Origin of the sequence: Actinoallomurus sp. CA-150999 (assembly GCF_050942425.1) — a bacterium.
Taxonomy (GTDB): Bacteria; Actinomycetota; Actinomycetes; order Streptosporangiales; family Streptosporangiaceae; genus Actinoallomurus.
Genome location: NZ_CP192063.1, coordinates 8,421,161 through 8,445,596, shown reverse-complemented (window position 1 = coordinate 8,445,596; position 24,436 = coordinate 8,421,161). Strand labels below are relative to the sequence as shown.

The window sequence follows — 24,436 nt, the reverse complement described above, 5'->3', positions numbered from 1 at the left end:
TTGCGTCACGTCGAGTCGTCACTATCTGTTGCTCATTCGTGTGATGTGACGCTCGTGTGGTGGGGTGCCTGCCTCCCCTGCCCGTGCCCGTCGCGCCATCCGGCGACGAGCGCGGCGTAGCACCAGCCGAGCGCGACGACGAGTGCGCCAGCGGACCAGCCGAGCGCGTACGGAATCGCGACGAGCAGCGTGAGCAGGATCCGCCGGACGGGGATGCTGGGCCGTGGCGCGTGGGTGGTGGCGTCGAGGATCGTCATGCGTCGTCCCTTCCGAGGATGCGGTCGAGTTCGCGGTCGAGGTAGGCGCGTACGGCTTCGGGGTGGCTGTCGAGGAAGGCACGCAGGGCCGCCTCGTCCATGCGCCGTACGTACTTCACGTAGGCGGCCGGGCCCTCTTCGACGAGGAAGGCGGCTTCCTGGTAGATCACGTCCGCCCAGGGCAGCGCCTCCTCGTCGGTGACGATCTGCTCGGTGAGGTGGCCGACGCGCTCACGGAAGCGGCGCAGAGCGTCGGTGGTCAGTTCGGGGTCGGTCATGATCGGTCCTCACAGTTCGGATGCGCGGTCTGGCCACGCTGGGTGATGATCATGGGTCCCCCGCACGCACTGCACGGGGGACGGTGGGAGGTGTCCGCTACGTGCGCTACCTCGGCTACACCGCTGGTCACGGGCATGGGGCCGGTAGCGGGTAGCGCTTGGTGTCCGCTACCCGCTACCTCGCCTACGCCGTTGACCTGGGCAGTAGCGCCGGTAGCGGAGGTAGCGGCACCTGCCTGCCTCGGGAGGTAGCGTGACCACGCATCGTGAAGGTGATCACGGCGGTAGCCCTTGCGGTTGATCCCGTCCGCCTTGACGTCGACGGAGGTAACGCCGTACGGCTTGAGCAGCTTGGCCAGGTCCCGCGCGTTCAGCGGCCGGCCGTACCAGTCCGACCATGGGGACTCATCCAGCTTGTGCAGTCGTTCGAGGATCGTCGCCCCGTGCAACGCGTCGGCGTCCTCGAACACGGTCCGCAGGTCGACGAGCAGCCGCACGCCGACCGTGGTGTCCTCGTCGGCAGCGTCGGTGAGCGCGCGGCACGCCTGGCGGGCCCGCTCGGGCCACGTGCCGCGCGCCAGGTCGGCGACCGCGACGAGGGATTCCCAGTTGTCGGCGGCCCGGTCCTCCACGGGCATGTCCGGTTCGGCGTCGCCCAACTCGTCGAGGTGGTGGCGGATCCACGCGGTGAGGCGCTCTCGGAGGCTCTGCAGGGGTGGCCCGTCGCGGCGCGACCGGAACGGCTTGACCGTCTCGCCCGGCGCGCGGCGGCGCATCCGGACCATGACCGCCCGGTCCTCGATGGTGTCGGGCATGGAGCCGATGCCGGCGAGCGCGGCCATGGAGAACGTCGGGCAGTGCTCCGGACGCCGGAGTGTGGCATCCCACCGGACGTAGGGGCGGTTCCGCTGGTGCCCGGCGTTGAGGATGCCGCGCAGGTCCTCGTGGTTGTCCGCGGCCTTCTTGCCGAACACGGTGTCCGCCTCGTCGAGGAGGATCGTGGGCGGCTCCTCGCCGATCGAGCGCACCAGCGCGGCCGGGGAGATGTTGACCGCGATCAGCGGGTCGTGAGACGTGGCCTCGATGATGTCGAGCAGCCTCGACTTGCCGCACCGCTTCTCCGGCGCGGTGATCACGAGGCGGGTCGCGTGCTGCCAAGCGGGCTGCGCGTGGGTCGCGGCGATCCACAGCGTGACCGCGTCGCCCGCCTCCTGCGACGGCATGATGACGTACCGGGCGAGCGCGGCCCGCACGTCGTCGAGCAGCTCGGCGCCGGGCCCGTCTCCTGCGGCCGGCCGGACGGACGGCCCGCACGCGAAGCATGAGCCGTCCGGGTCGAGCAGGTGACCGCGCGGACAGGTCTCGCCGGTCATGCGGCGGCCCCCGCGCTGTCGTACAGGTGGAAGTCGACCGTCAGCGGCTGATGCCGGATGCATCGGTCGTCGTCGACGTATCCCGGCTTGGTCATGCAGCCACACGGACATCCGGTCAGCGACCGGAGTACCGTGGAGAAGCCGTCAGCCGCCGCCCGCGCTGACTTTTCGACCGCCCGGGGTGCCGCCCCCGGGCGGTTCTCGTTGGGGGACATCAGGCCGCGTCCCCCGCCGTGGGGATGGGCCGGAGGATCTTCTCGTCGACCTCGTTCAGGTCGACCTTGATCAACCGGGGCCCGGCGCGGTAGCCGGTGAGTAGACCCTGCGAGATGTATCGGCGGATGGTGCGGGTCGACAGGTCGGCGTACTCGGCAGCTGCGGCGATCGACTCAAGCCGTCGCTGCGTGGCCGTGGTCTTTGGGGGGCGAGCCACGGAGGGCACTCCTCGCGGATATGGCAGACACGCCTCACGGCGTGTCTGCGGTAATCCGCGAGTGGTGGCTCCTCCCTCTACGAGGCGCGATGTCCTCGCCGTACGGGTGCCTCTGTGCCAGTTTTCAGGGCTCCGGCTCGCGACGCCCGAATGTCCGGGCGTGTCAACGACTGTAATCACATGGCTGTAGTTCGCGCAACATCAGCCCTGTCGTATGGCACGGGACTGGCACGAAATGAGAGAGCCTCGGCGAAAATGCTGTCTGACCTGGGGCTATATGGGTGGGCACAGCTGGATTCGAACCAGCGACTCCTGGTTTGTAAGACCAGTGCTCTAACCACTGAGCTATGCGCCCGCTGCCGGGGGAACCGGCGACCGGCCACAGCCTACCGGGATCTTCCCCCTACCTGCGAAACGAAATCAGGCCACCGGCCGCCAGGCGCCGAAGATGTCACCGGCGCCGCGCGAGGAGACGTACAGGTGGCCGTCCTCGGCAAGGGCGAGGGCGAACACCTGGCCGGTGCCGTCGGTGGCGACCATGGGGACGCCGATCGCGGGGAAGGGGAGGGCGGGCGGGGGGACGCGGCTGCCGGTGGGGACCGGGGCCTCGCCGATCTTGTGGAAGACCGCGCGTAGTGGGGTCGCGGGGTCGCTCCACCGGTGGCCGGTCTCCTTCACCTGGCGGATCGCCGTCGAACCGGCTACCTCGTACACGAGGGTCGCGTTGCCGCCGGCGTCGCGGGTCGCGGTGATGGGGCCGCCCGGCCGTACGCCGGGGACCGCGCCGGCGTATACGAAGGTGCATCCGCGGCTCTGTCGCCACTGGAGCAACTGCGTACGGGTCGGGGCGAAGAGCTCGATTCCGGCGTTGCCGCCGACGGCGTCCATGCCGTCCTGGATGTCCCGGCCAGGCGGGATCGTCCGGGCCTGCTTGCGCGCGGTCGGGGGCGTGGTCGTCGGGCCGCCGGAAGGGGCGGTGGTCGTGGGCGCCGGTGAGGCCGGAGTGGTCTTCCCCGGTGTCGGCCGGGGCGGGGTCGGCGACGGCGTGCCGCCGGTCGCCGGGGTGGTGCTCGTGCCGGGCAGTGGCAGCGAAGGCAAGATGTGCCGGGGACGCCGGGACGGTGAGGCGCTCGGGGTCGCGGAGGGCGACGGGGAGCCGCTGCTCGGCGGGGTGGTCGGGGCCGTCGTACGGGGCGTGGGGGAGGAGGGTGCCGCGGCGCGCCTCTGGACGGCCCTGGCGGCCGGGCCGCGTAGTTCCTGCCAGGACGGCGTCCAAGAGCCGTTCGCCGCCTGGCACTTCACGCTGACGCCGCCTTTGGCGTTGCGGACGAACACGGCGTTGCCGCCGTTATTGCCGGACACGGCGACGGGCGTGCCGGTCGCGGCGCCGAGGGAGGTCCAGGTCGCCGTCCACCGTCCGCCGGCGTACCGGGGCCGTACGGCGACGAGCGCGCCGCCCTTGCGGGCGAAGACCTGGCCGTCGGCGGTGGTGAGCGATGGGTCGAGGTCGCTGCCGCCGAGTGACGCGGGGCCGGCCCACCCGGTGGGGGTCTGCCACCACGTGTAGAGGCGGCCGGACAGGACGACGAAGGCCTGGAGTCGTCCGTTGCCGGCGCGGGTCGTCCAGGAGGCTCCGCGCGGCCAGCGGTAGCGCATGCGCTCCTGCCACGAGGCGAAGTTCTTGGCCTCGGGGTTGATCCGGTAGTCGTGGGCCCGGTAGTCGGCGAAGTAGCGCTCTTTGGCCGTACGGTCGGCCTTGCCGAGGTTCACCGGGGTGTCGGTGAGGTTGTAGTCGCGGTAGTCGACCTGAACGAGGGGCTGCTTGGAGGAGTGCACCGCCTCGGTGGCGAATCCCGCCGCCGCCACGTGGTCGGTGTGGTCGGCGGTGTACCGCCGGTCGGGGGCCGGGTCCTGCGTCCGTACGACCGTGGGGCGGTACCGCTGGAACAGGGTGACCAGGGCGTGGACGACGTCGGCGTGGGTGTAGCAGTGGGCGTACGGCGAGTGCTTCGGCGTCACGGTCGCCGCGCACTTGACCGAGCGGTGGTCCGCCAGGAGCTGGGCGGTCGCCCGTCTGCCGATGCGGGGGCGGGGGTCGCGGCCGTCGGGCAGGCTGAGGAACGCCAGGTGGATGTCGGGGCGCGCGGTGAGCGTGTGCACCTCGATCTTGACCCGGCCGGAGCGTACGGTCTCCACCCGCCAGCCGTCCCGGACCCCGGCCATGGCGGCGTATGCCGAGTGCAGTCCCTGGCGACGTTGTGCGACGTACGCGTGGGGGTTGTAATGGTCCTTGATCCCGGCGTGTCCCTCGCCCGCGGTCAGCACGACCGTCGTGACGCCTTCGCCGCGCCGGATGTCCTGTGCCAGGTCCGGGGACATGAACAGAAGATCGTCATCTGGGTGGGCGACGACCTGGACGAAACCGGTCCGCGCCGCGAGTGTCTGCCCCTGCGCGGCCCGTACCGGACTCGCGATTCCGAGAAGACCGACACATGTCGCCGCCGCGGCCAGACCCGCGATCGCACGCGCAGGGCTACCCGCCACGCTCGCTCCCCCTCAGTCCTGCGGTCGTCCGCCGCAGGAGCGAGAGGATCATGCCATACGTTAAGTTGAAATTTGGTTAATTGTCGGTTTATCCCGGTTGGCCAGGGTTCGGACCCTGGTGTAGGACGCGGCTGAGCGCCGCGGCTACTTCCTCGGACAGCCCCGGGGCGCCGGCGGACACGCGTGTCTCGGGCGTCCGCTCGGCGGCGCGGATCTGCCCACAGGTGCGGCACTCGACCTCGCCGAGGCGGCACACCAGGGTCGTCGACCCGCACGCCGTACAGTGATCGAGCTCACCGGCCCAGTCCCGGCCGTTCTGGCAGTCGGGGCAGACCAGAACCTGCCGGTCCTCGCGCACCCCGCGTCGCCAGGGGCTCGGGCCGTGGTCCGGGTCCGTCTGCCGGGCCCCGCAGCGGTAGCAGGGCATGGCGCCTCCGGTGGGATCCGGGACCGGGCCCGTACGGGCCCGGTCGCAGGAGGTCAGGAGATGTCGGCGAGCGCCTTTCGGTACTCGTCGAGGTCACGGGCGTCGGGGATGGCGTTCTCCACCTTCCACCGCACGGCACCGGTCTTGTCGATGATGTAGGTGCCGCGCGTCGCGACGCCCCTGTTCTCGTCGAAGATCCCGTAGGTCTTCGCCACCTCGCCGTGCGGCCAGAAGTCCGACAGCAAGGGGAACCGGTAGTGCTCCTGGTCGGCCCAGGCCCGGTGCGCGAACACCGAGTCGACCGACACGGCGAGAACCTGCACGTCGTCGCCGCCCAGGGTGGGCAGTTGGTCGCGGATGGCGCACAGCTCGCCCGTGCACACGCCGCTGAACGCCAGCGGGTAGAAGACGAGAACCACGGTCTTCTTCCCCTGGAAGTCCGACAGCTTGACCGGAGTGCCGTGCTGGTCGGTCAGCTCGAAGTCCGGTGCGGTGTCGCCGACCTCAACCGCCATGTCGTGAACCCTTCCTCGCCGAGTCTGTGGCCGGACGCCAGTCTGCCACTGCACGCCACGGCGGATCACGGGACACCCGACGTATGAAACGCCTCACACGCCGGTCAGCCCTCTCCCCGCACGGTCCGCTCCTCGGCGGTAAAGGTCAACGCCGCGCCTTGGGTGACACCAGACGCGTGCCCGACCACTCCTGGGCCGCGCTGATGCTCTTGGTCTGCGACAGCCCGGCCGTCTGTGCGGCCTCGAGGATGTCGCTCGGCTCGACGTGGCCTTCGCGCCCCGCCTTCGGCGTGAGCAGCCAGATGTGGCCGCCGTCCGCCAGTGTGGTCAGTGCGTCGGACAAGGCGTCGAACAGATCGCCGTCGTCCTCGCGCCACCACAGCAGCACGACGTCGACGACGTCGTCGTAATCCTCGTCGACCAGCTCGTTGGTCGAGACCGACTCAATGGAGCTCCGCAGCTCCTCGTCGATGTCGTCGTCGTAGCCGATCTCCTGCACCACCTGGTTCGGCTTGATGCCGAGCCGTTCGGCCAGGCTGCTCTGCGCCTGACCCGCGGTCGCGCTCACGAACGTCCTCCCTGTGTTGTGGGCCGCGATTGTCAAACATGCCCATGAATCTTCTTTACCGCCCGACCTTCCGGGTGCGGCATTGCCGGACAGTTCACACGGCCGACCACCCCGTGCGCAAGTGTCTGACCCGCAAGTGAGCGAACACGGCCACTTCTCTCAACTACCGCTGATGAAGCTGAGTCGCACCTTGCGCACGACATTGTCCACGTTGAGGTCGACCACAGCCACCGATTGCCAGGTGCCCAGCGCCGGTTTCCCGTCGATCACCGGGATCGTGGCGTAGGGCGAGACGAACGCCGGCATCACGTGAGATCGGCCATGCCCGCGAGATCCGTGGTCGTGGATCCACCGATCGTCCGCTGGCAGCAATTCGCGGAGAGCGGACAGGAGATCTTCGTCGCTGCCCGACCCCAGCTCTATCAGCGCGATGCCGGCGGTCGCGTGCGGAACGAAGAGGCTCAGCAATCCGTCGGACGCCCCGATGTCGCGCAGGAATCGGAGGCATTCGCCGGTGATGTCGTGTACGGCCTCCTTGCTCCCGGTGGCCACGCTTATCACTTCAGTGTTCATACGCACATGTCTACTCGTCCGGCTCGATCACGGCATCCGGCCCGGGGTACACCAAACCAGTGTGCCCATCGTCGAAACGGACGAGATAGGGCGGCTCGCCGGCGGCGCCGCGAACCTCAATGATCTTTCCGGTCCGGTCCGCCTGTCCGACGATGTTGCCGTGGACGTGCAACCGGTCGCCTACGGCCGCGTGCATGGTCGTTTCACCTCCCGACGGCGGGTATCCCCTGTGCGGTGGCTCTCCACACAGCCTCGTACGGCTCGAGGCTGATGGGAAGCCATATCGGGACGGTTACCCGACGGTAGAGATGCGTTAACGGTCCTGACGTACGACGATGGTCAGGACAGCAACGATCCATCACCTGACCTGGGTGGGCACGAAGCGAAGGGGACCCCGTGGCTTCCGGACGCCAGCGCTTTTCCATCATCAGCGACGGCCTCCCCAGCCAGCTTCCGGACATCGACCCCGATGAGACCCGGGAGTGGCTGGAGTCGCTCGATACGGTGATCAAGACCGAGGGCCGCTCGCGCGCCCGCTACCTCATGCTGAGGTTGCTGGAGCGGGCCCGAGAGCAGCAGGTCGGCGTGCCCGGCCTGCGCAGCACGGACTACATCAACACGATCTCGCCGGAGCGCGAGCCCTGGTTCCCCGGCGACGAGTACGTCGAGCGGCGCATCCGCGCCTACATCCGCTGGAACGCCGCGATCATGGTGTCGCGGGCGAACCGCCCGGAGTTGTCGGTCGGCGGCCACATCGCCACGTACGCCTCGGCGGCGTCCCTGTACGAGGTCGGGTTCAACCACTTCTTCCGCGGCAAGGACCACGGCGAGTCCGGCGACCAGGTCTTCATCCAGGGCCACGCGGCGCCGGGCATCTACGCCCGCGCGTTCCTCGAGGGCCGGCTGCCCGAGGACAAGCTCGACGGCTTCCGCCAGGAGATCTCCCACCCGGGCGGCGGCCTCTCGTCGTACCCGCACCCCCGGCTGATGCCGGACTTCTGGGAGTTCCCCACGGTGTCCATGGGCCTCACGGCGATCAACTCGATCTACCAGGCCCGGTTCAACCGTTACCTCTACAACCGGAAGATCAAGGACACCTCGCGGTCGCACGTGTGGGCGTTCCTGGGCGACGGCGAGATGGGCGAGCCGGAGTCGCTCGGCGCCATCGGCCTGGCCGCCCGCGAGGAGCTCGACAACCTCACCTTCGTCATCAACTGCAACCTGCAGCAGCTCGACGGTCCGGTCCGCGGCAACGGCAAGATCATCCAGGAGCTGGAGTCGTTCTTCCGCGGCGCCGGATGGAACGTCATCAAGGTCATCTGGGGCCGCGACTGGGACCCGCTGCTCGCCCAGGACGTCGACGGCGTGCTCGTCAACCAGATGAACACCACGCCGGACGGGCAGTTCCAGACCTACACCGTCGAGACCGGCGAGTACATCCGCGAGCACTTCTTCGGCGACGACCCTCGGCTGCGCAAGATGGTCGAGCACATGTCCGACGACGACATCCGCAAGCTGTCGCGCGGCGGCCACGACTACCGCAAGGTGTACGCCGCGTTCAAGTCCGCGCGTGAGCACGTGGGGCAGCCGACGGTCATCCTCACCCACACCATCAAGGGCTGGACGCTCGGGCCGGACTTCGAGGCCCGCAACGCCACCCACCAGATGAAGAAGCTCACGAAGGCCGAGCTCAAGGAGTTCCGCGACCGGCTCTACCTCGACATCCCCGACTCGGCCCTCGAGGCGGACCTGCCGCCGTACTACCACCCGGGCGAGGACTCCGAGGAGATCCAGTACATGCGCGAGCGGCGCATGGCCCTCGGTGGCTACCTGCCCAAGCGCGTCGTACGGGCCAAGCCCCTCAAGCTGCCCGGCGACTCGGTGTACGCCGAGCTGAAGAAGGGCTCCGGCAAGCAGAACGTCGCGACGACGATGGCGTTCGTCCGGCTGCTCAAGGACCTGATCAAGGACGAGAACATCGGCGCCCGGTTCGTACCGATCGCCCCGGACGAGTACCGCACGTTCGGCATGGACTCGCTCTTCCCCTCCGCGAAGATCTACTCCCCGTACGGGCAGACGTACGAGGCGGTCGACCGCAAGCTGCTGCTCTCCTACAAGGAGTCCGAGCAGGGCCAGATGCTGCACGAGGGCATCAGCGAGGCGGGTGCCGTCGGCTCGGCGATCGCCGCGGGCACGGCGTACGCCACGCACGGCGAGCACATGATCCCCGTCTACATCTTCTACTCGATGTTCGGGTTCCAGCGGACCGGCGACAGCATCTGGGCGATGGCCGACCAGATGACCCGCGGCTTCCTGCTCGGCGCGACCGCGGGCCGTACGACCCTCACCGGCGAGGGCCTGCAGCACAACGACGGGCACTCGCCGCTGCTCGCCGCCACCAACCCGGCGTGCGTCTACTACGATCCGGCCTGGGCGTTCGAGCTGTCGCACATCATCAAGGACGCGCTGCGGCGCATGTACGGCTCCAGCGAGGAGCACCCGAACGGCGAGGACGTCTTCTACTACCTCACCGTCTACAACGAGCCGTACCAGCAGCCCGCCGAGCCGGCCGACCTCGACGTCGGCGGCCTGCTCAAGGGCCTCTACCGCTACGCCGAGGCCCCGCAGGTCGAGGGCGAGGCACCGGGCGCGCAGATCCTCGCCTCCGGCGTCGGGGTCCGGTGGGCCCTCGAAGCCCAGCGGATGCTCGCCGACGAGTGGGGCGTGGCCGCCGACGTCTGGTCCGCCACGTCCTGGACGGAGCTGCGCCGCGAGGCCATCGCCTGCGACGAGTGGAACCTCCTCCACCCCGACGGAGAGCAGCGCGTCCCGTACGTCACCCGCACCCTGGACGGGCAGCCCGGCCCGGTCGTCGCCGTCAGCGACTTCATGCGGGGCGTCCCCGACCAGATCGCGCCGTGGGTCACGGGCGACTGGTCCTCGCTCGGCACCGACGGGTTCGGGTTCTCCGACACCCGGGCCGCCGCCCGCCGCTTCTTCCACGTCGACGCGGCGTCCATCACCCTCGCGGTGCTGACCCGGCTCGCCCGGCGCGGTGAGATCAAGCAGGAGGTCCTGCAGAAGGCGATCGAGCGCTACCAGCTCGGCGAGGGCGCCGAGGTCGTCGTCGGCGCCGACAGCACCCCGCCCGAGAGCTCGACCGACACGATGAGCGTCGGCTGAGACACCGGACGCGAAGACGGCCGGGGCTGCCCCAGGGGCGCCCCGGCCGTCGGCGTTCGGGTGGTCTCCCATCAGAACTCATCGCCGTCGTCTCCGGGGGCGATGCCGTGCGAATCGTCTCCGGCGTGCGGGTCCGGATCGGGCTCGAGAACCATGGTGAGATGGTCGAAGATCGACTGGAGAACAGGCGTCCGCCTTCCAGCGTGCCGACGGCCGGCCGACGGCACCGCGGGCAGTGACAGGGGACGGGTCGGAGGCCCGGCCCGTCGGCCGAGCCTCCGCAGCCGATCAAGAGGCGCTCGGCACGTGCGGTTTCTCGTTCGTCCAGCCGACCTCGTAGTAGAGAGTCGACGACGTCTTGGTGTCCACCGTCCCCGTGGTCTCCTGCAGGACGAACGCGGTCTTCGGATCGATGATCAGGTGGAAGGAGCCGATCGAGACCGCCTGTCCCACGCGTCCCCGGACGTCCTTGGCCCGGCCGCCGGTCGTCACCCCGGGCCGCTGCGCGAGCGCTCGGAAGGCGGCCCCCCGCACCTCGGGAGAGACGGGGACCGCGTACAGCAGCGCGCTCAGCGTGCCGGTGACCGAGTCCTCCACGTCCTTTTTCCGCCAGCTCGCATTGAGCCCACGGGAGAACGTCCGCGTCCAGGCCGTAAGCCGTTGCGGGTCGGCCGGCAGCCGCCGGAGCTGATCGAAGGACAGCATGTGGTCTTCCAGCTCGAAGGACGCGCCGTTCTTGTGCTTCTCCTTGTTCAACCCCAGCCCGCGGCCGTCCAGGGTGGCGGTGCCCATGTACCACCGGCCGTCCTTGGTGGCCCAGGTCTCGAGCACGTTCCCCACTGGACGCGCGTTGTTGACGGTGATGGCGTGAATCCATCGGATATGCCAGTACTTTCCGGTCGCCGGCGGCGCGGACTCCGCACTCGATGCGGCGGCCAGCAGCACCTCCCGGCCGGACAGCCGTTGGGCCGTCTCCGACGGGACAGGGTGTGGTGGACGGGCCGGAGGAGCCGCCGTGACCGTAAGGGCGATCGCGGTGGCCGTCCCGACGGCCACCAGTCCGAGCCCCGGCAGTGCCCAGCGGATCCGCCGTCGGCGCGGCGACGGTGTGCTCGGCACCCGCGCCGGGGTACTCGGGACCTCCCGCGGCCTGGTCCCGGCCGGCTCCTGGCCGATCGACCAGCGCGACGAGGAGCAGCGCGTCGCGGTCGCCTTCCGGCAGCGCCGCGAGAGCCATGGCGAGCTGCGGTCGCATGCCCTCGGCCGTGACCTGGGCGGCGACGCGATCTTCGTGGCCCCCGCTCGGGAGGAGGTCACCGCCCATACGGGCGAGCGCCGCGTAGCGACGGCTCTCATCGCGCCGGTACTGTCCGACCAGGTTCGTCGCGATGCCGAACAGCCAGGGGCGTACGGCACCGCGCGCCGGATCGAAGCGGTCGCGCTTGCGGAACGCGGCGAGGAACGTCTCCGCCGCGACGTCGTCGGCGACGTCACGGCCGAGCCGTCCGGCCACGTACCGGTAGATCTCCGGGAAGTACCTGTCGTAGATCACTCTGAACCGATCGGGTTCATGCCACGATCGCTCGATCACCGCGGCGTCGTCTCCGTTCGAGTGGGCGACGCCGGGGGGAGCGGTCATCGGTGGCTCCGTCTCATATCCGGCCTTTCCGAGGCGTTCGGCGGTCACCGGTACTCAGTCGCACGCCGGAATCTTCTTCACGGGCCCGGTCGAGTCCGCCGTCGGGGAGTTGCGGCCGCGTGGGAACAGAGGTTGTGAATTTGTGTAAACGGTCCATGGCTTCCTCGGCGCCGACCTGCGGGGTTACGGTCGCGAGTACCTGGAGATACGGATGACCCGTCAAGGATCCGTCGTGATCCCGCCTCTTCACATCGCCCGAATCCGCCTCCAGGCCGCCAAGTGGGGAAGAGAAGGGCCCGGTACGCCGCCGCTGCCGGGCCCTTCGCAATGTCCGGGTACCGAACCTCGCCGTTGCGTTCCACAGAAGGGATGAAGCGGGATACGGTCTTCGAGCTGACAGTAGAGATCATCCCGATTACGGATCGCAGGGGGGATGAGCGTGTCCGGCCCGACGGACGACAACGTGCCCGAGTCGAATGCCGCATTGCCGTCCGGCGATGAAGCGTCCGACCCCGCCGCTTCGCCCGGCGCGACCCGGTCCTCCGAGTCGGCTCCACCTTCGGGCACGGAGCCGACTTCCGAGCCGGTCCGGCCTTCCGACACGGCCTCACCTTCCGAGGCCGACGCGGACACCGTCCCGGCACCGGCCGATTCCCCAGCGGAGGACGGCCCGGACGGAAACGCCCCTGAGCCTCCTCCGCAGACCTCGCAGGAGGAGACGCCCGAGACGGGTTCCGCGGAGCCGGGAGCTCCGCAGGATCCCGCGGAGTCGGGAGCGCCGCAGAGTCTCGCGGGGCCGGGAGCGTCCCGGGGGCGCGCGGAGCCGGAGGCTTCCCGGGGGTCTGTGGAGCCAGGGGCGTCGCGGGGATCCGCAGAGCCGGGGGCGCCGCGGGGATCTGCGGAGCCGGGGGCGTCGCGGGGATCTGCGGAGAACGCCCCACAGGCGGCGGAGAACGCCCCACAGCTGGGGGAGAACGGTCCACAGCTGGGGGAGAACGCCTCACAGCCGGAGGAGGGCCCGTCCGCGACGCTCGTCGGGGACGATGAGGTGACGCGGCCCTGCGCCTACTGCGGACGCCCGATCCCCCAGCCGGGCGAGGATGGGCCCGCCGTGCGCTACTGCCTCGACAACGATGGCGCCTGCGCCCGTGCGGCGGCCGACCGGCGCCGCCGCGACCAGGACTCCCCGGGCCTCTCCGGACAGGTCGCGCGGACCTGGGACATGGTCGAACGGCTCGAGGACGTCGCCGAGCTCCTGGCGATGTCCCTGACGGCGGATCTGAGCGTCGCGGGGGTCGAGCGGCGGATCGCGGAGGCAAGAGCGGAGGCTGCCGCGGGCATCGCCGCGGCGCAGCGTGACCGGGAGGCGGCCCGGCTGGAGGCCGAGCACGTGCTCGCCCAGCTCGGCGACGTACGGCACCGCGTGGAGCGGGCCGAGGCCCGTGCCGCCGACCTCACCGCACAGCTGGAGACCGCCCACACCGAACGGGAAGCCGCACGAGACCTCGGCGCGCAGGCGACCCGCACGGCGGAGGCGGCGACCGAGGCGATCACGGCCGTACGCGAGGAGCGTGACCGTCTCACCCGGCGGCTGGAGGAGCTGACCTCCGCGCTGGACCTGGCCCGCGACGAGGTCGCGCGGTACCGGGGGGAGCTCGCCGAGGCCAAGGAGTTTCAGAAGCGGTCCATCGCGATCGAGGAGATGCGCTCCCGGCTCCGCGCCGCCGAGTCCGAACTGGACAAGATGCGGACCACGGCCGAGCTCGCGCAGAACGCCCGGGCCGCTGCCGAGCAGGCACGTGCGGCGGCGGATCGGCAGGCCCTGGAGGCCCGCGCGCATGCCGACGAGGTGAGCGCCGAGCGGGACGCGGCAGTGGCCTCGTTGGAGGAAAGCCGCGGCGAGCTGGAACGTACCTCTGCCGAGCGGGACGAGGTCCGCGCCGAGCTGGAGACGGTACGCGCCGAGCTGGAGACCGTACGAGCCGACCTGGAGGCTTCCCACGAAGAGTCCAGGGCCGCGCACGAGGAACTGCAGACAACGCGGCCTCGCGTGGAGGAGGGCGAGCGGCTGACCGCGGACATCGAGTCGGTCCGCCGCGAGCTGGAGGACGCGCAGGCCCGCCTGGGGCAGTACCAGCTCCAGGCCAGGGAACGTTCCGGAATGCTCGACCAGCTTCGCGCCGCACTGGCCACGATGATCGCTGAGCGCGACGCCGTACAGACCGAAGCCGACGAGGCCAAGACTCAGATCGACAGCGCCAAGGCCGAGGCGGAGCAGGTCAAGGCCCAGCTGGGGAAGGCGAACGCCCAGGCGGAGGAAGCCACGGCTCAGGCAGGGAAGGCGAAGGCCGAAGCCGAGCAGGCCAGGGCTCAGCTAGGGCAGGCCAAGGCCGAGGCGGAGGAGGCCAGGGCTCAGATCGACAAGGCGAAGGCCGAAGCCGAGCAGGCCAAGGCTCAGACGGGAAAGGTGAAGTCCGAGGTCGACTCGGCCAACGCCCGGGCCGGTGAGGCTCAGGCCCGGGCCGACGAGGCCACCGCTCAGGCGGAGGACGCCAGGGCTCGGCTGGAGCAGCTCACGACGGGACACCTGCGGCCCACGTCGTCGGCCCGGCACGCGCGGCGGTCCGCCGACGCACACGCCCACGATCGGCCGGCCGGGCAGCCGCAAGGCGCTTCCGAACCGTTCGGTCATGGCCGTCCGCCGGGCGATCCGCAGATACTCGGTCAGCCGTCGGCCGACCTCGGAGGGTCGAATCAGCCGTTGGGCGAGCCCGGCGGGTCGCCGTCAACGGATCCGCGAGGACCCGCTCAGGCGTTCGGTGAGCCCGGTGGGTTCGGTCGGCCGTCAACCGACCCGCGGGGACCCGCTCAGGCGTTCGGTGAGCCGTCGGCCGACCCTGGCGGTTCCGCGCAACCCTTTGGGGGCCCTGGTGGGTTCGGCGGCCCGCTGTCCGATCCGAGGGGCCCCGCTCAGGGACCGGCCGACCCCGGCGGTTCCGCGCAGCCTTTCGGTGACTCGGGCGGCCCCGCCCAGCCCTTCGGCGATCCTGGTGGGTTCGCCCGCCCGCCGGCCGATCCGAGGGGCCCTGCTCAGCAGCCGGCCGACCCGAGGGGGCCTGCTCAGCCGCTGTCCGATCCGAGGGGCCCTGCTCAGCAGTCGGCCGATCCGCGGGGGCCTGCTCAGCCGTCGGCCTACCCCGGCGGGTCACCTCAGCCGCCGGCCGACCAGAGTGGGCCGGCTCAGCCCCCGGTCGACCCCCGCATCCAGTCCGGACCCCCGGCCGATCCGCGTGGACCGGCCCCGTCGCCGTTCGGCCAGGGCCCGGTACCACCGCCTCCGCCGCCGTTCCCGGGATCCGGACCGTCCTCGCCCGTCCCGGGAGGGACCGCGCCCTCGGCGTTCGGCGGCGCGACGTTCCCGCCACGAGGCCCGGCAGGTGCCCCGCCCGTTCCACCGGACGCGGGAGGGATGCCGCCGTCGCCGGGGGACGCGGGCGGACCCGGAGCACCCGGCGGTCCCGGCGCATCGGGCGGCCCGGACGCGACCGGCGCCGGGGCGGCGGACGACCCGGCGCACCCGCAGTTCCCGCCTTCCCCCGGGCACGATGCCGGCGAAACGACCGGCCGATTCGACCGGTTCCGTCGTCGCTTCCCACCACCGTCCGACGACTGACCCGCCGAGCGGGCGTGCGGCGTCGCGAGCCTGGGCCCGTCACCGGTCTCGGCCGGCGCGATCGCCTGCCTCCGCGTCCCGGTCGTGGGACGGCCGGGACGGTATCGGCATGGGGACGGGGGCGGGTCGCCGTACGCGGTTGGCGACGACGCGCGCCAGGACCGTCGGGGCGAACAGCGAGGTCGGGGCGGTCATGAGTGCCAGCACGTGGACCAGGCGCTCGCACACGTGCCGGTCGACGTTGGCGGTGGCCACGACCTCGTCGACGTACGCGTTGATGACGCGGGTGCGCAGCCGGACGTGTGCGGCCTCGGTCTCCCGGTACCGCAGGTCCTCGCCGGTGGCGACGAGCCACGCCCCGGCGGCGCTGCGGGCGACGCCGCGCTGGAAGCGTCGTTCGAAGCCGGGGCCGGGCTCGCGTAGGGAGCGGTCGAGCGCCAGGGCCGCGACGGCCGCCACGCTCATCCCCTGGCCGTAGATCGGGTTGAACGCGCACGCCGCGTCGCCGGTGACGACGAACCCTCGAGGCCACGCGCGCAGGCGCTCGTAGTGCCGCCGGTGGTTGGCCGTACGGCGGAAGGCGGTGATCGGCGTGAGTGGTTCGGCGTCGCGGATGGCTTCGTACAGGACGGGGCTGCGCAGTCCTCTGGCGAAGTCGAGGAAGGCATTCTCGCCGGTCGGGCCGTAGTCGCGTCCCGCGCCGGAGAGGCTGCACAGCCAGCGGCCGTCCTCCTGGGGGAACAGGCCGCCGGTGCGCCGGGTCGCGGGCGGATCCGCCTGGATGTAGAGCGCCTTCCAGCCGGGGTCGAAACCGGGCGGTATCGCGTAACAGCGGCTGGCGTAGCCGAGGAGCGGGTCGACCCGGGTCTCCGGCGGCTCCGGGTACCCGAGCGCCGCCAGCCACGACGGGGCCTGCGATCCGCGGCCGGTGGCGTCGACGACGAGGTCGGCGCGCAGTTCGCCGTCGGAGCCGAGCACGACCCCGGCGACGTCGCGACCGCGGGGGAGGAGGCCGGTCACGTGACGGCCTTCGAGGACGTCCACCGGGGCCCGCCCGGCGTCGGGCGATCCGGTGAGCCGCCGTCGTACCGCCCAGTCGAGGAGCGGACGGCTGCACGAGAGCAGTCCCGTCACGTCGAACCGTCGCCGCCACCCGGCCGAGGTCAGCCAGAGGACGTCGGCGGGCACCCCGACGTCGACGGCGCCCGCCGCCCGTAACGTGTCCTCCAGCCCGGGGAACAGCACCTCGACGACCTCTCGGCCGCGGGTCCACAGCACGTGGACGTGCCGGGCCTGCGGCACCCCGGCGCGGAACACCGGCTCGGCCGGGAAACGGTCGCGCTCGATCAGCGTGACGCGGTCGAAGTGGGCGCTCAGGACGCGAGCGGCGAGCAGACCGGCCATGCTTCCGCCCACGACGACGGCGTGTTCGCGTTTCACGTACGGCCTCCGGTGACGCGGGGGACCAAGGAGGGGGAGAAAGGCACGGACACTATGAAACGTGCGTATTGACCCTATGTGAAGGGCGTGCCGATACTCGGATAACCGAGCGAGGAGTCGGATCATGACGACCACTACCGGCCATCTTTCGCCGGCACCATCCCGGACCCGTCATCACCGCATGGTGAAGGACGAACTCACCGAGACGCCCCATCCGGCCTGGGCGCAGGCCATGGTCGATTCGGTTCGGCGAGACTGGTCGGCGGTGCTCGAGGAGAGGATCTTTACCGAGACCGCTCATGGACCGTTCCCCGATGAGGCGTGGCGGCGGATCCTCCTTGATTTCTTCTGCATCGTCGAGGCATTCCCGAAGTACATGGGCGTCTATCTGGCCAAGACCACGTTCGGCCAGATCTCGGGCGACCACCTCGCCCGCGACTGGCTGATCGGCAACATCCGGACCGAGGCGCTGCACGCTCAGTGGTACGCCGACTGGGCCGCCGCACACGGCATCGGGTTCGAGGAGCTCGTCTCGCACCGGCCCTGCCCGGAGGTCGGCGCGCTGTACGACTATCTGTGGTCCGTCTGCTATCGGGGCACCCTGGCCGAGGCGTTCGGCGCGGTGAACTACGCGATCGAGGGCACGACCGGGGAGTGGACACGTATCGTCCTGCCCGCGTTCCGGGAGCGGTACGGCGACGACGAACGGGCGCTGCGCTGGCTCATCGAGCACGCGGAGTACGACGACGCCCATCCCCGGGAGGCGTTCGAACTGATCAAGCTGACCGTCCGTGACGAGGGCGAGCGGGCGAAGGTCGAATCGGCCGTCCGCCGGTCGCTGGAACTGTTCAGCCGTGGATTCGCTGCAAGTTACGAAAATCGGGCAATTACGGTTGATACACGGCAATGATCGGCTTCAAAGGGTAAAAAGCCCACAAGTCTGCGGCGTTGTTCGCTGCTCGGAAACGGCAGTGACGTGCATTTTCCCTTCTCGGACGGCCAGGGACGGCCGAAGTCGGCTGCATTCTCGTCATCCTCGATGGGTATCTCGTAGTCGATCATCTTTTCCTGTCGGATGGGCCGCGAGAAGGGCAGCAGATGCACGTCAATGCCATTCGGGGGCGACTGGCGCTCACCGCCGTCACGGGCACCGCCCTGCTGGCCGCGGGCTGCGGCGGCGGGGAGACGGCGGCGGAGGAGAGCGCCCACAAGGTCAACGTCGAGGCGGCGCCCGCCCGCGTGGTGATCACACCGGCCGCCGGCACCGCCACCGTACGGCCGGACGAGCCCGTCGTCGTCCGCGCCGCAGGCGGCCGCCTCGACGGCGTCGTGCTCGAGAGCGGCCGCAGAATGATCGAGGGCGACCTCAACCGGGACCGTACGGAGTGGCGATCCCGATGGGCGCTCGACCCGGGGGCGGACATCACCGTCCGCGCGGTGGCCAGGAACGTCGACGGCCGCAGGGCCACGGCCGTGAGCCGCTTCCGCACCACGGGTACGCCCAGCACCGTCACGGTCTCCCAGGACGGCGTCCTGGAGGACCGGCGACACGACACCTTCGGCGTCGGGCTCCCCATCATCCTCAACTTCGACAAGCCGATCACCGACCGCGCGGCGGTCGAGAAGTCGCTCGAGGTGATCGCCGACAAACCGGTCGAGGGCGCGTGGCACTGGTTCGACGACGGCAAGCAGGTCGTCTACCGGGCCAAGATGTTCTGGCCGGCCCACCAGACGATCCGGCTCGTCGCCCATCTCACGGGCGTGCCCCTGGGCAAGGAGGGCGGCTACGGCACCAAGGACTTCACACGTACGTACCGGATCGGCAAGGAGCAGATCTCCCACCTCGACATCAAGCGGCACCACATGCGCGTCGACTGGGACGGCCGGACGGTACGCACCATCCCGATCAGCGCCGGCAACGGGGAGACCCAGGAGTACACCACGACGAGCGGCATCCACCTGAACATGGAGAAGGACGAGGACGTCATGATGACCTCGCCCGGCCGCGGCCCCGGCGATGCCGGGTACTACCACGAGCTGATCCACTACGCGGTCCGCGTCTCCAACGCCGGCGAGTACCTCCACCAGACGCCGGGCGACGAGGACTGCCTCGGAGTCCGCAACTGCAGCCACGGCTGCATCCGCCAGCCGGCGAGCGACGCGATCTGGTACTACAAGCACTCCCAGGCGGGTGACCCCGTGATCGCCACCGGGACGGACCGACAGGTCGAACCGGACAACGGCTGGTCGTTCTACCAGATGCCGTGGAAGAAGTGGCTCAAGGGCAGCGTCCTGCACCACTGACCCACCGTCCGGGGAACACCATCGGCCCGGGAGGCCGTGCGGATCGCTGACGCATCGACTCACCGCCCGGGGAGCGCCGTCGCCCCGTCGTACAGACCGCTGGCGCGTCGACCCACTGGCTCTTGACGCCGCATCGACCGACAGAAGTCAGCGATTGGTCATTTTCCCGGAAGGCGGCGGTTCCACCGCGCGGGCACGTTGCGGAGGTGAGCCTCACCCGCCTCAGCGTGATCGCCGCCGTCCTCCTGCTGACCTGCGCCTCGGCCGCGATTCCGGTGCCGCCGGTGCACCGTGGCATTCCGGTCGCCGGAGCGGCGTTCGAGCCCGCCCGGCGCTGCCGCGCGGGCGCCGCCCCGGACTTCGACGGAGACGGCGTACGTGACCTGGCCATCGGCACCCCGTACGCCACGAGCGGCGGCCGCCACAGAGCAGGTGCGGTCGCCGTCCGGTACGGTGACCGGCCGACCTGGCTCTCACCTCAGCAGGCCCAGGCCGGTGCGGGGTTCGGCGGCACGCTCGCCACGGGCGACTTCAACGGCGACCACTGTGCCGACCTGGCGGTCGCGGCCTCCGACCAGGGCCGTACGCGCCCGGGTGCCGACGGTACGGGCACCGTCACGGTCTACTTCGGCTCGCCCGGCGGGCTGCGGCCGCAGGTCACCCTCAGCGTGCGGACCCTCGGACGCACGCCGGGGAGCGACCGGTTCGGCGCAGCCCTCGCCGCCGGGGACCTCGACCATGACGGCCGGGACGACCTCGTGGTCGGCATGCCCGGCCTCGCGGGAGGCGGCGGAGTCGGCGTGTTCACCCGCGGTCTCCGCACCGCTCGGCTGATCACTCAGCACACCTCCTGGGTGGGGCAGCGCTCCAGCCAGACCGACGGCTTCGGCGAGGCCCTGGCGATCGGCGACTTCGGTGCCTTCGGCCGCGGCCGGCACCCCCAGATCGCCGTGGGCGCGCCCGGTGACGGCACCGAGGCGTCGGGCGCGGTCACCGTCATCGACCCGGCCGCGCACCGGTCGCGGCGCATCACCGAGGACAGCCAGGGCGTACGAGGCGTCCCCGAGCGCTACGACGAGTTCGGCGCGGCCCTCGCCGCCGGCGACTTCGACCACGACGGCATCGACGACCTCGCCGTCGGAGTGCCGGGCGAGGACGAGACCAAGATGCCGGACAACTTCGCCCAGGGCGCCGTGCACGTGCTGTACGGGTCCGGCGGCGAGGACGACGTCTGGAACCTCCCCAAGACGGGCCCGGCGGACCGGCTCGGGTCCGCCCTGGCGGCCGCGGACCTCAACGGCGACGGCGTCGACGACCTCGCCGCCGGGGCTCCCGGCGCCGGGGCCGGCGTCGTGCAGGTCCTCGACGGCCGCCGCCGGAGCGGCCTGACGCGGGGCGCCCTCATCGCCTCTCCGACGGGCGGGACGGCCCAGTTCGGCTGGTCCCTGGCGGCCCGGGGACGTGAGCTGCTCATCGGCGCTCCGGGAGCCTCCGGATTCGGCGGCGCGGTCCTCCTGGTGCACGGCTCGCGCAAGACGAACGTGCAGGCCGGATCGGCGGGCGAACTGCTGGGCTACGCGATCTCCTGAGCCGCCCAGGGTGTGTCCGGTGACAAAGATCCAGCGGACACACCTAGGGTCTTCGTCCGGTCAGGCGGGCTCCCGGCGGAGTCCGTCGCGGTCGGTGGACAGGGCGAGGTCGCGCTGGTCGTCGAGGGCGCGCAGCCGTTCCGTGAGCGTGTCACGGACGAGGGTGTAGGCGTCGGAGCCGAGCAGCTGCCGACGGGGTGGGTCGTCGGATTCGGCGATGCGGATCATCGCTTCGGCCATCTTGGGTAGATCGCCCGGCATGTCGCCCTCGCTCACGCCGGTGCCGCGCAGCCATGGTGTCAGCTCCGTGCCCTCGTAGACCGCGAGCGCGGGGGCCCGCCGTTGTTCCCCGGCACCGTAGAAGCCGGTGCCGGCCATCCCCGGCTCGATGAGAGTCGTGCGGATGCCGAACCGCTCAACCTCCTGCGCGTACGCCTCGAAGAAGCCCTCGATGCCCCACTTCGTCAGGTGATAGAGCGACAGGCCGGGATAGGCGACATGCCCGCCCATGCTGGACACCTGAAGCAACCGGCCACCGCCCTGGGCCCGGAAGTGCGGCGTGACGGCCCGGGCGAGCTGCACGGAGCCGAGGAGGTTGGTGGCGATCTGCCGGTGGATCTGTTCGTCGGTCATCTCCTCGGCCGCCCCGAACACGCCGAAGCCGGCGTTGGAGATGACCACGTCGACGCGGCCGAGGTCGGCGAAGGCCTCGTCGACGACGCGGCGTACGGCCGCGGCGTCGGTCACGTCCAGGGTGCGGATCCACAGCCGGTCGCCGTGCTCGGCGGCCAGGTCGTCGAGGCGTGCGGGGGTACGAAGGGTCGCCGCGACGGTGTCGCCGCGACGCAGGAGCTGTTCGGTGAGTTCTCGGCCGAAGCCGGTCGACGTGCCGGTGATGAACCAGGTCGAGGAGGCCATCGCTCGTCCTCTCGTTGCTATGACTGCATTGATGCTAATTTAGCATTCTTATCTCAGATGGCAATGATGCGTAGGATGAGGGCATGGTGGAGACACTGGACCGCCGGGAGCGCAAGAAGCGGCGGACGCGCGCGCTCATCCAGGAGACCGCTCTCGAGCTGTTCGCGTCGGACGGGTACGACGCGACCACCATCAAGGCGATCGCGGACGCCGCCGACGTCGCCTCGCGGACCGTCACGCTGCACTTCCCGGCCAAAGAGGACATCCTCGCCCTCGACGACCCGTTCGGGCCCGAGTCCCTCGCAGCGCGGCTGGCCGAACGCCGCGACGGCGAGTCGGCGCTCGCCGCGCTCCACGACTGGATGATCACGACGATCCGTGCGATCGAGGAGGGCGATCCGGAGGAGGCGCGGCGCTTCTGGCGGTTGCGGGCGCTGCGTGCCGAGGTGATCGCGGACGATGAGGGACTTCGCGGCCGGGCCCGCGCGTCATACGTCAGGGCCGAGCGCGTCCTCGCCACCGCCATCGGGACCGACCTGGGGCTGCCACCGACCGCGCTGATGCCCCGGCTGGCGGCTCAGGCGGCGGTGACCGGCCTCCGTGAGGTCTACGAGGCCGACGAGACCCGGGCGGCCGGTCCCGCGCCGCGCGCCGCCGATCTCATCCCCCTCGTCGACCGCGTCATCGACTTCGTCCGCGCGGGCCTCGCCGCGCCCTGAGACGCCGCAACGCGGCCGGCCCCATTACCGCCGCAGGTCGCCGCAGCGCGGCGAGCCCCGTTACCGCTGCGGGTCACCGCAGCGCGGCTGGCTCGGTCACCGGCGCAGGTTGCCGCAGCATGGTCGCCCCGGTCACCGCCGCGGGTTGCCGCAGCGCGGTCGGCCTGGTTACCGCTGCGCGTCGCCGTAGCGCGGCTGGCTCGGTAACCGCTGGGGGTTGACGTGCCGCAGCATGGTCGCCCGGTCAACGCCGGGGGTTGCTGCAGCGCGGTCGGCCCGGTCACCGCCGGGGTTGCCGCAGCATGGTCGCCCCGGTCACCGCCGCAGGCTGACGTGCCGATGCGCGCCCGGCCCGGTCACCGCCGAGGGTCGTCGGGGCCATCACCCCGACGACCCTCGGCGATCACACCCGGGCGGTCACCGGCGCGGCGCGGCGGCCGCTGCCGCCTGCGGGGCGCGGGCGGCCGTGGCGTTCGACCGGGAGAGGCGGTGGGCGCCGTCGGCGACGGTGAAGCTCGCCGTCACGGTGCTCGGCGCGTTCCGGCGGGTCACGTACGGGAGCGTGTGGAAGTCCGCCCGCAGCTCCGTGGGCGTCAGCCGGGCGGCGATGAAGCCGCGCCGCTGGTCGGCGTAGGCGATGTGCGGGTTCTCCTCCAGCTCGATCGCGCGTCCGGCCGGGGCGTCGTACCCGTCCCCGTCGCTCGTGACCGAGGTCGTCACCAGCTCGACGCCCACCCGCCGCGAGTCGGGGTCGTCGAAGTCGACCAGCAGGTCACTGGCGTAGTGGCAGTGGATGTCGCCGGTGAGCACGACCGGGTTCCGGGCGCCCGAGGCGACCAGGTCGCCGAGCACGCGATCCCGTTCGGCGGTGTATCCGTCCCAGGTGTCGAGCACGACCTCCTTGCCGGGGCCGAGATGGTAGTCGTGCTGGGCCATGAAGATCTGCTGCGCCAGGAGGTTCCAGCGCGCCCGTGAGGCCTGGAGCCCGGAGGCGAGCCACTGCCGTTGCTCGGCCCCGACCAGCACGCGGCCGGTGAGCAGGCGATCGGAGCAGTTGGCGCGCACGCCGTCGTCGCACGGCTGGTCGTCGCGGAACTGCCGGGTGTCCAGCACATGGAAGGTCGCCAGGTCGCCCCAGGCCAGCCGCCGGTACAGCTGCATGCGGGACCCGTGCGGCAGGGACGTGCGGCGCAACGGCATGTGCTCGTAGTAGGCGCGGTAGCCCGCCACCTTGCGCTGGGTGAAGTTCGGCCGGCCCGACGTGCCGGGGTGGACGCCCGCCCAGTTGTTCTCCACCTCGTGGTCGTCGTTGACGGCGATCCAGGGGGCGAGGGCGTGCAGCGCCTGCAGGTCCGGGTCGGTCTTGTACTGGGCGTGCCGGAGCCGGAACTCGGTCAGCGTCTGACACCGGTGCTCGGTGTGCGAACGAACGATCTTCCCGTCGGAGTTCTTGTAGCCGCCCGGCGCGTACTCGTAGATGTAGTCCCCGAGGTGCAGCACGAGGTCGGGATGCTGCTCGCCGAGCCGCCGGTAGGCGGTGAAGTAGCCCTGCTCGTAGTTGGAGCACGACACGACGCCGAACGCCAGCGCCGGAGCGGTGCCCGGGGCGGGCGCGGTCCGCGTCCGGCCGGTCGGCGAGAGATGCCGCCCGGTGCGGAACCGGTAGAAATACTCCCGCCCGGGCTGGAGCCCGGACGGCTCGACGTGCACGCTGTGCGCCCAGGACGGCTGCGCGGTGACGGTGCCGGACCGTACGACGCGGGTGAACTTCTCGTCCTCGGCGAGCTGCCAATCGACGTCGATGTTCCGGCCGGGCATGCCGCCATGGCCGCCGTCCGTGAGCGGGTCGGGCGCCAGCCGGGTCCACAGAACGATGCCATCGGCCGTGGGGTCGCCCGAGGCCACTCCCAGGGTGAACGGGTCGCCCGTCCGCCGGGGAGCCAGCGACATTCCGGCCGTGCCGATCAGGAAGGTGCGGCGTGTTAGATCCACGCCTACAGTTC

General features: G+C 71.0%; 20 protein-coding genes, 1 tRNA gene and 1 pseudogene. 6 read left to right on the top strand and 16 right to left on the bottom strand.

Annotated elements, in window-relative coordinates; translation table 11 throughout:
- Positions 1 to 32: 32 nt before the first annotated feature.
- From ACQP2O_RS39020 to ACQP2O_RS38970, 11 genes are all read right to left on the bottom strand, one after another.
- Positions 33 to 257: a hypothetical protein gene (locus ACQP2O_RS39020; protein WP_433174166.1), complete on the bottom strand. Its 225-nt coding sequence runs from the start codon at positions 255 to 257 to the stop codon at positions 33 to 35.
- A complete protein-coding gene (locus tag ACQP2O_RS39015; protein ID WP_433174164.1) occupies positions 254 to 535 on the bottom strand; it encodes a hypothetical protein in 282 nt (93 codons plus the stop codon). The genes ACQP2O_RS39020 and ACQP2O_RS39015 overlap by 4 nt, the downstream gene beginning before the upstream one ends.
- Complete coding sequence (locus tag ACQP2O_RS39010) at positions 532 to 1,908, bottom strand: DUF3631 domain-containing protein (protein WP_433174162.1); 1,377 nt, start codon at positions 1,906 to 1,908, stop codon at positions 532 to 534. Before ACQP2O_RS39010 ends, ACQP2O_RS39015 begins: the two co-directional genes overlap by 4 nt.
- Before the next feature lie 214 nt (positions 1,909 to 2,122).
- A complete protein-coding gene (locus ACQP2O_RS39005; RefSeq protein WP_433174160.1) occupies positions 2,123 to 2,341 on the bottom strand; it encodes a hypothetical protein in 219 nt (72 codons plus the stop codon).
- A gap of 282 nt (positions 2,342 to 2,623) precedes the next feature.
- Positions 2,624 to 2,696 (bottom strand) — tRNA-Val (locus tag ACQP2O_RS39000).
- A 65-nt stretch (positions 2,697 to 2,761) separates the two neighbouring features.
- Positions 2,762 to 4,885: a PIG-L family deacetylase gene (locus ACQP2O_RS38995; protein WP_433174158.1), complete on the bottom strand. Its 2,124-nt coding sequence runs from the start codon at positions 4,883 to 4,885 to the stop codon at positions 2,762 to 2,764.
- Positions 4,886 to 4,973: 88 nt separating this feature from the next.
- Positions 4,974 to 5,312 (bottom strand): hypothetical protein, encoded by a 339-nt coding sequence (locus ACQP2O_RS38990; protein ID WP_433174156.1) that lies wholly within the window; start codon positions 5,310 to 5,312, stop codon positions 4,974 to 4,976.
- Between the two features lie 53 nt (positions 5,313 to 5,365).
- On the bottom strand, positions 5,366 to 5,827 hold the full coding sequence (locus tag ACQP2O_RS38985) for a peroxiredoxin (protein WP_433174154.1): 462 nt from the start codon (positions 5,825 to 5,827) through the stop codon (positions 5,366 to 5,368).
- Between the two features lie 145 nt (positions 5,828 to 5,972).
- A complete protein-coding gene (locus ACQP2O_RS38980; RefSeq protein ID WP_433174152.1) occupies positions 5,973 to 6,395 on the bottom strand; it encodes a DUF3052 domain-containing protein in 423 nt (140 codons plus the stop codon).
- A 159-nt stretch (positions 6,396 to 6,554) separates the two neighbouring features.
- Positions 6,555 to 6,968, bottom strand: coding sequence for a secondary thiamine-phosphate synthase enzyme YjbQ (locus tag ACQP2O_RS38975; RefSeq protein WP_433174150.1), 414 nt, complete (start codon positions 6,966 to 6,968; stop codon positions 6,555 to 6,557).
- 10 nt (positions 6,969 to 6,978) lie between these two features.
- Positions 6,979 to 7,164, bottom strand: a complete 186-nt coding sequence (locus ACQP2O_RS38970) for a DUF1918 domain-containing protein (RefSeq protein WP_433174148.1) — start codon at positions 7,162 to 7,164, stop codon at positions 6,979 to 6,981.
- A 200-nt stretch (positions 7,165 to 7,364) separates the two neighbouring features.
- Between ACQP2O_RS38970 and aceE the strand changes: the two genes are divergently transcribed.
- On the top strand, positions 7,365 to 10,151 hold the full coding sequence (gene aceE / locus ACQP2O_RS38965) for a pyruvate dehydrogenase (acetyl-transferring), homodimeric type (RefSeq protein ID WP_433174146.1): 2,787 nt from the start codon (positions 7,365 to 7,367) through the stop codon (positions 10,149 to 10,151).
- Between the two features lie 288 nt (positions 10,152 to 10,439).
- On the opposite strand, the gene ACQP2O_RS38960 is transcribed toward aceE, so the two are convergent.
- Together ACQP2O_RS38960 and ACQP2O_RS38955 are read right to left on the bottom strand one after the other, a co-directional pair.
- Positions 10,440 to 11,270 (bottom strand): CU044_5270 family protein, encoded by an 831-nt coding sequence (locus ACQP2O_RS38960; protein WP_433174144.1) that lies wholly within the window; start codon positions 11,268 to 11,270, stop codon positions 10,440 to 10,442.
- A 283-nt stretch (positions 11,271 to 11,553) separates the two neighbouring features.
- A pseudogene (locus ACQP2O_RS38955) lies at positions 11,554 to 11,790 on the bottom strand (RNA polymerase sigma factor); the annotation flags it as partial.
- Between the two features lie 1,048 nt (positions 11,791 to 12,838).
- Here ACQP2O_RS38955 and ACQP2O_RS38950 point away from each other — a divergent pair.
- On the top strand, positions 12,839 to 15,463 hold the full coding sequence (locus ACQP2O_RS38950) for a hypothetical protein (RefSeq protein ID WP_433174142.1): 2,625 nt from the start codon (positions 12,839 to 12,841) through the stop codon (positions 15,461 to 15,463).
- A 39-nt stretch (positions 15,464 to 15,502) separates the two neighbouring features.
- On the opposite strand, the gene ACQP2O_RS38945 is transcribed toward ACQP2O_RS38950, so the two are convergent.
- A complete protein-coding gene (locus ACQP2O_RS38945) occupies positions 15,503 to 16,903 on the bottom strand; it encodes an NAD(P)/FAD-dependent oxidoreductase (protein WP_433174140.1) in 1,401 nt (466 codons plus the stop codon).
- Positions 16,904 to 17,027: 124 nt separating this feature from the next.
- On the opposite strand from ACQP2O_RS38945, the gene ACQP2O_RS38940 reads away from it, so the two are divergent.
- From ACQP2O_RS38940 to ACQP2O_RS38930, 3 genes are all read left to right on the top strand, one after another.
- Entirely contained in the window at positions 17,028 to 17,813 is a 786-nt protein-coding gene (locus tag ACQP2O_RS38940) for a TenA family transcriptional regulator (RefSeq protein ID WP_433174138.1), read from the top strand.
- Positions 17,814 to 18,001: 188 nt separating this feature from the next.
- Positions 18,002 to 19,207: an Ig-like domain-containing protein gene (locus ACQP2O_RS38935; protein WP_433174136.1), complete on the top strand. Its 1,206-nt coding sequence runs from the start codon at positions 18,002 to 18,004 to the stop codon at positions 19,205 to 19,207.
- A 206-nt stretch (positions 19,208 to 19,413) separates the two neighbouring features.
- Positions 19,414 to 20,796 (top strand): FG-GAP and VCBS repeat-containing protein, encoded by a 1,383-nt coding sequence (locus ACQP2O_RS38930; RefSeq protein ID WP_433174134.1) that lies wholly within the window; start codon positions 19,414 to 19,416, stop codon positions 20,794 to 20,796.
- Positions 20,797 to 20,856: 60 nt separating this feature from the next.
- Here ACQP2O_RS38930 and ACQP2O_RS38925 read toward each other — a convergent pair whose 3' ends face one another.
- Complete coding sequence (locus tag ACQP2O_RS38925) at positions 20,857 to 21,714, bottom strand: SDR family oxidoreductase (protein WP_433174132.1); 858 nt, start codon at positions 21,712 to 21,714, stop codon at positions 20,857 to 20,859.
- Positions 21,715 to 21,797: 83 nt separating this feature from the next.
- On the opposite strand from ACQP2O_RS38925, the gene ACQP2O_RS38920 reads away from it, so the two are divergent.
- A complete protein-coding gene (locus ACQP2O_RS38920) occupies positions 21,798 to 22,433 on the top strand; it encodes a helix-turn-helix domain-containing protein (RefSeq protein ID WP_433174130.1) in 636 nt (211 codons plus the stop codon).
- Between the two features lie 417 nt (positions 22,434 to 22,850).
- Here the strand turns inward: ACQP2O_RS38920 and ACQP2O_RS38915 are convergent, their stop codons facing one another.
- Positions 22,851 to 24,425 carry an alkaline phosphatase D family protein gene (locus ACQP2O_RS38915; protein WP_433174128.1) on the bottom strand — a complete coding sequence of 525 codons (1,575 nt, stop codon included), beginning with the start codon at positions 24,423 to 24,425 and terminating at the stop codon, positions 22,851 to 22,853.
- Positions 24,426 to 24,436 lie beyond the last annotated feature (11 nt).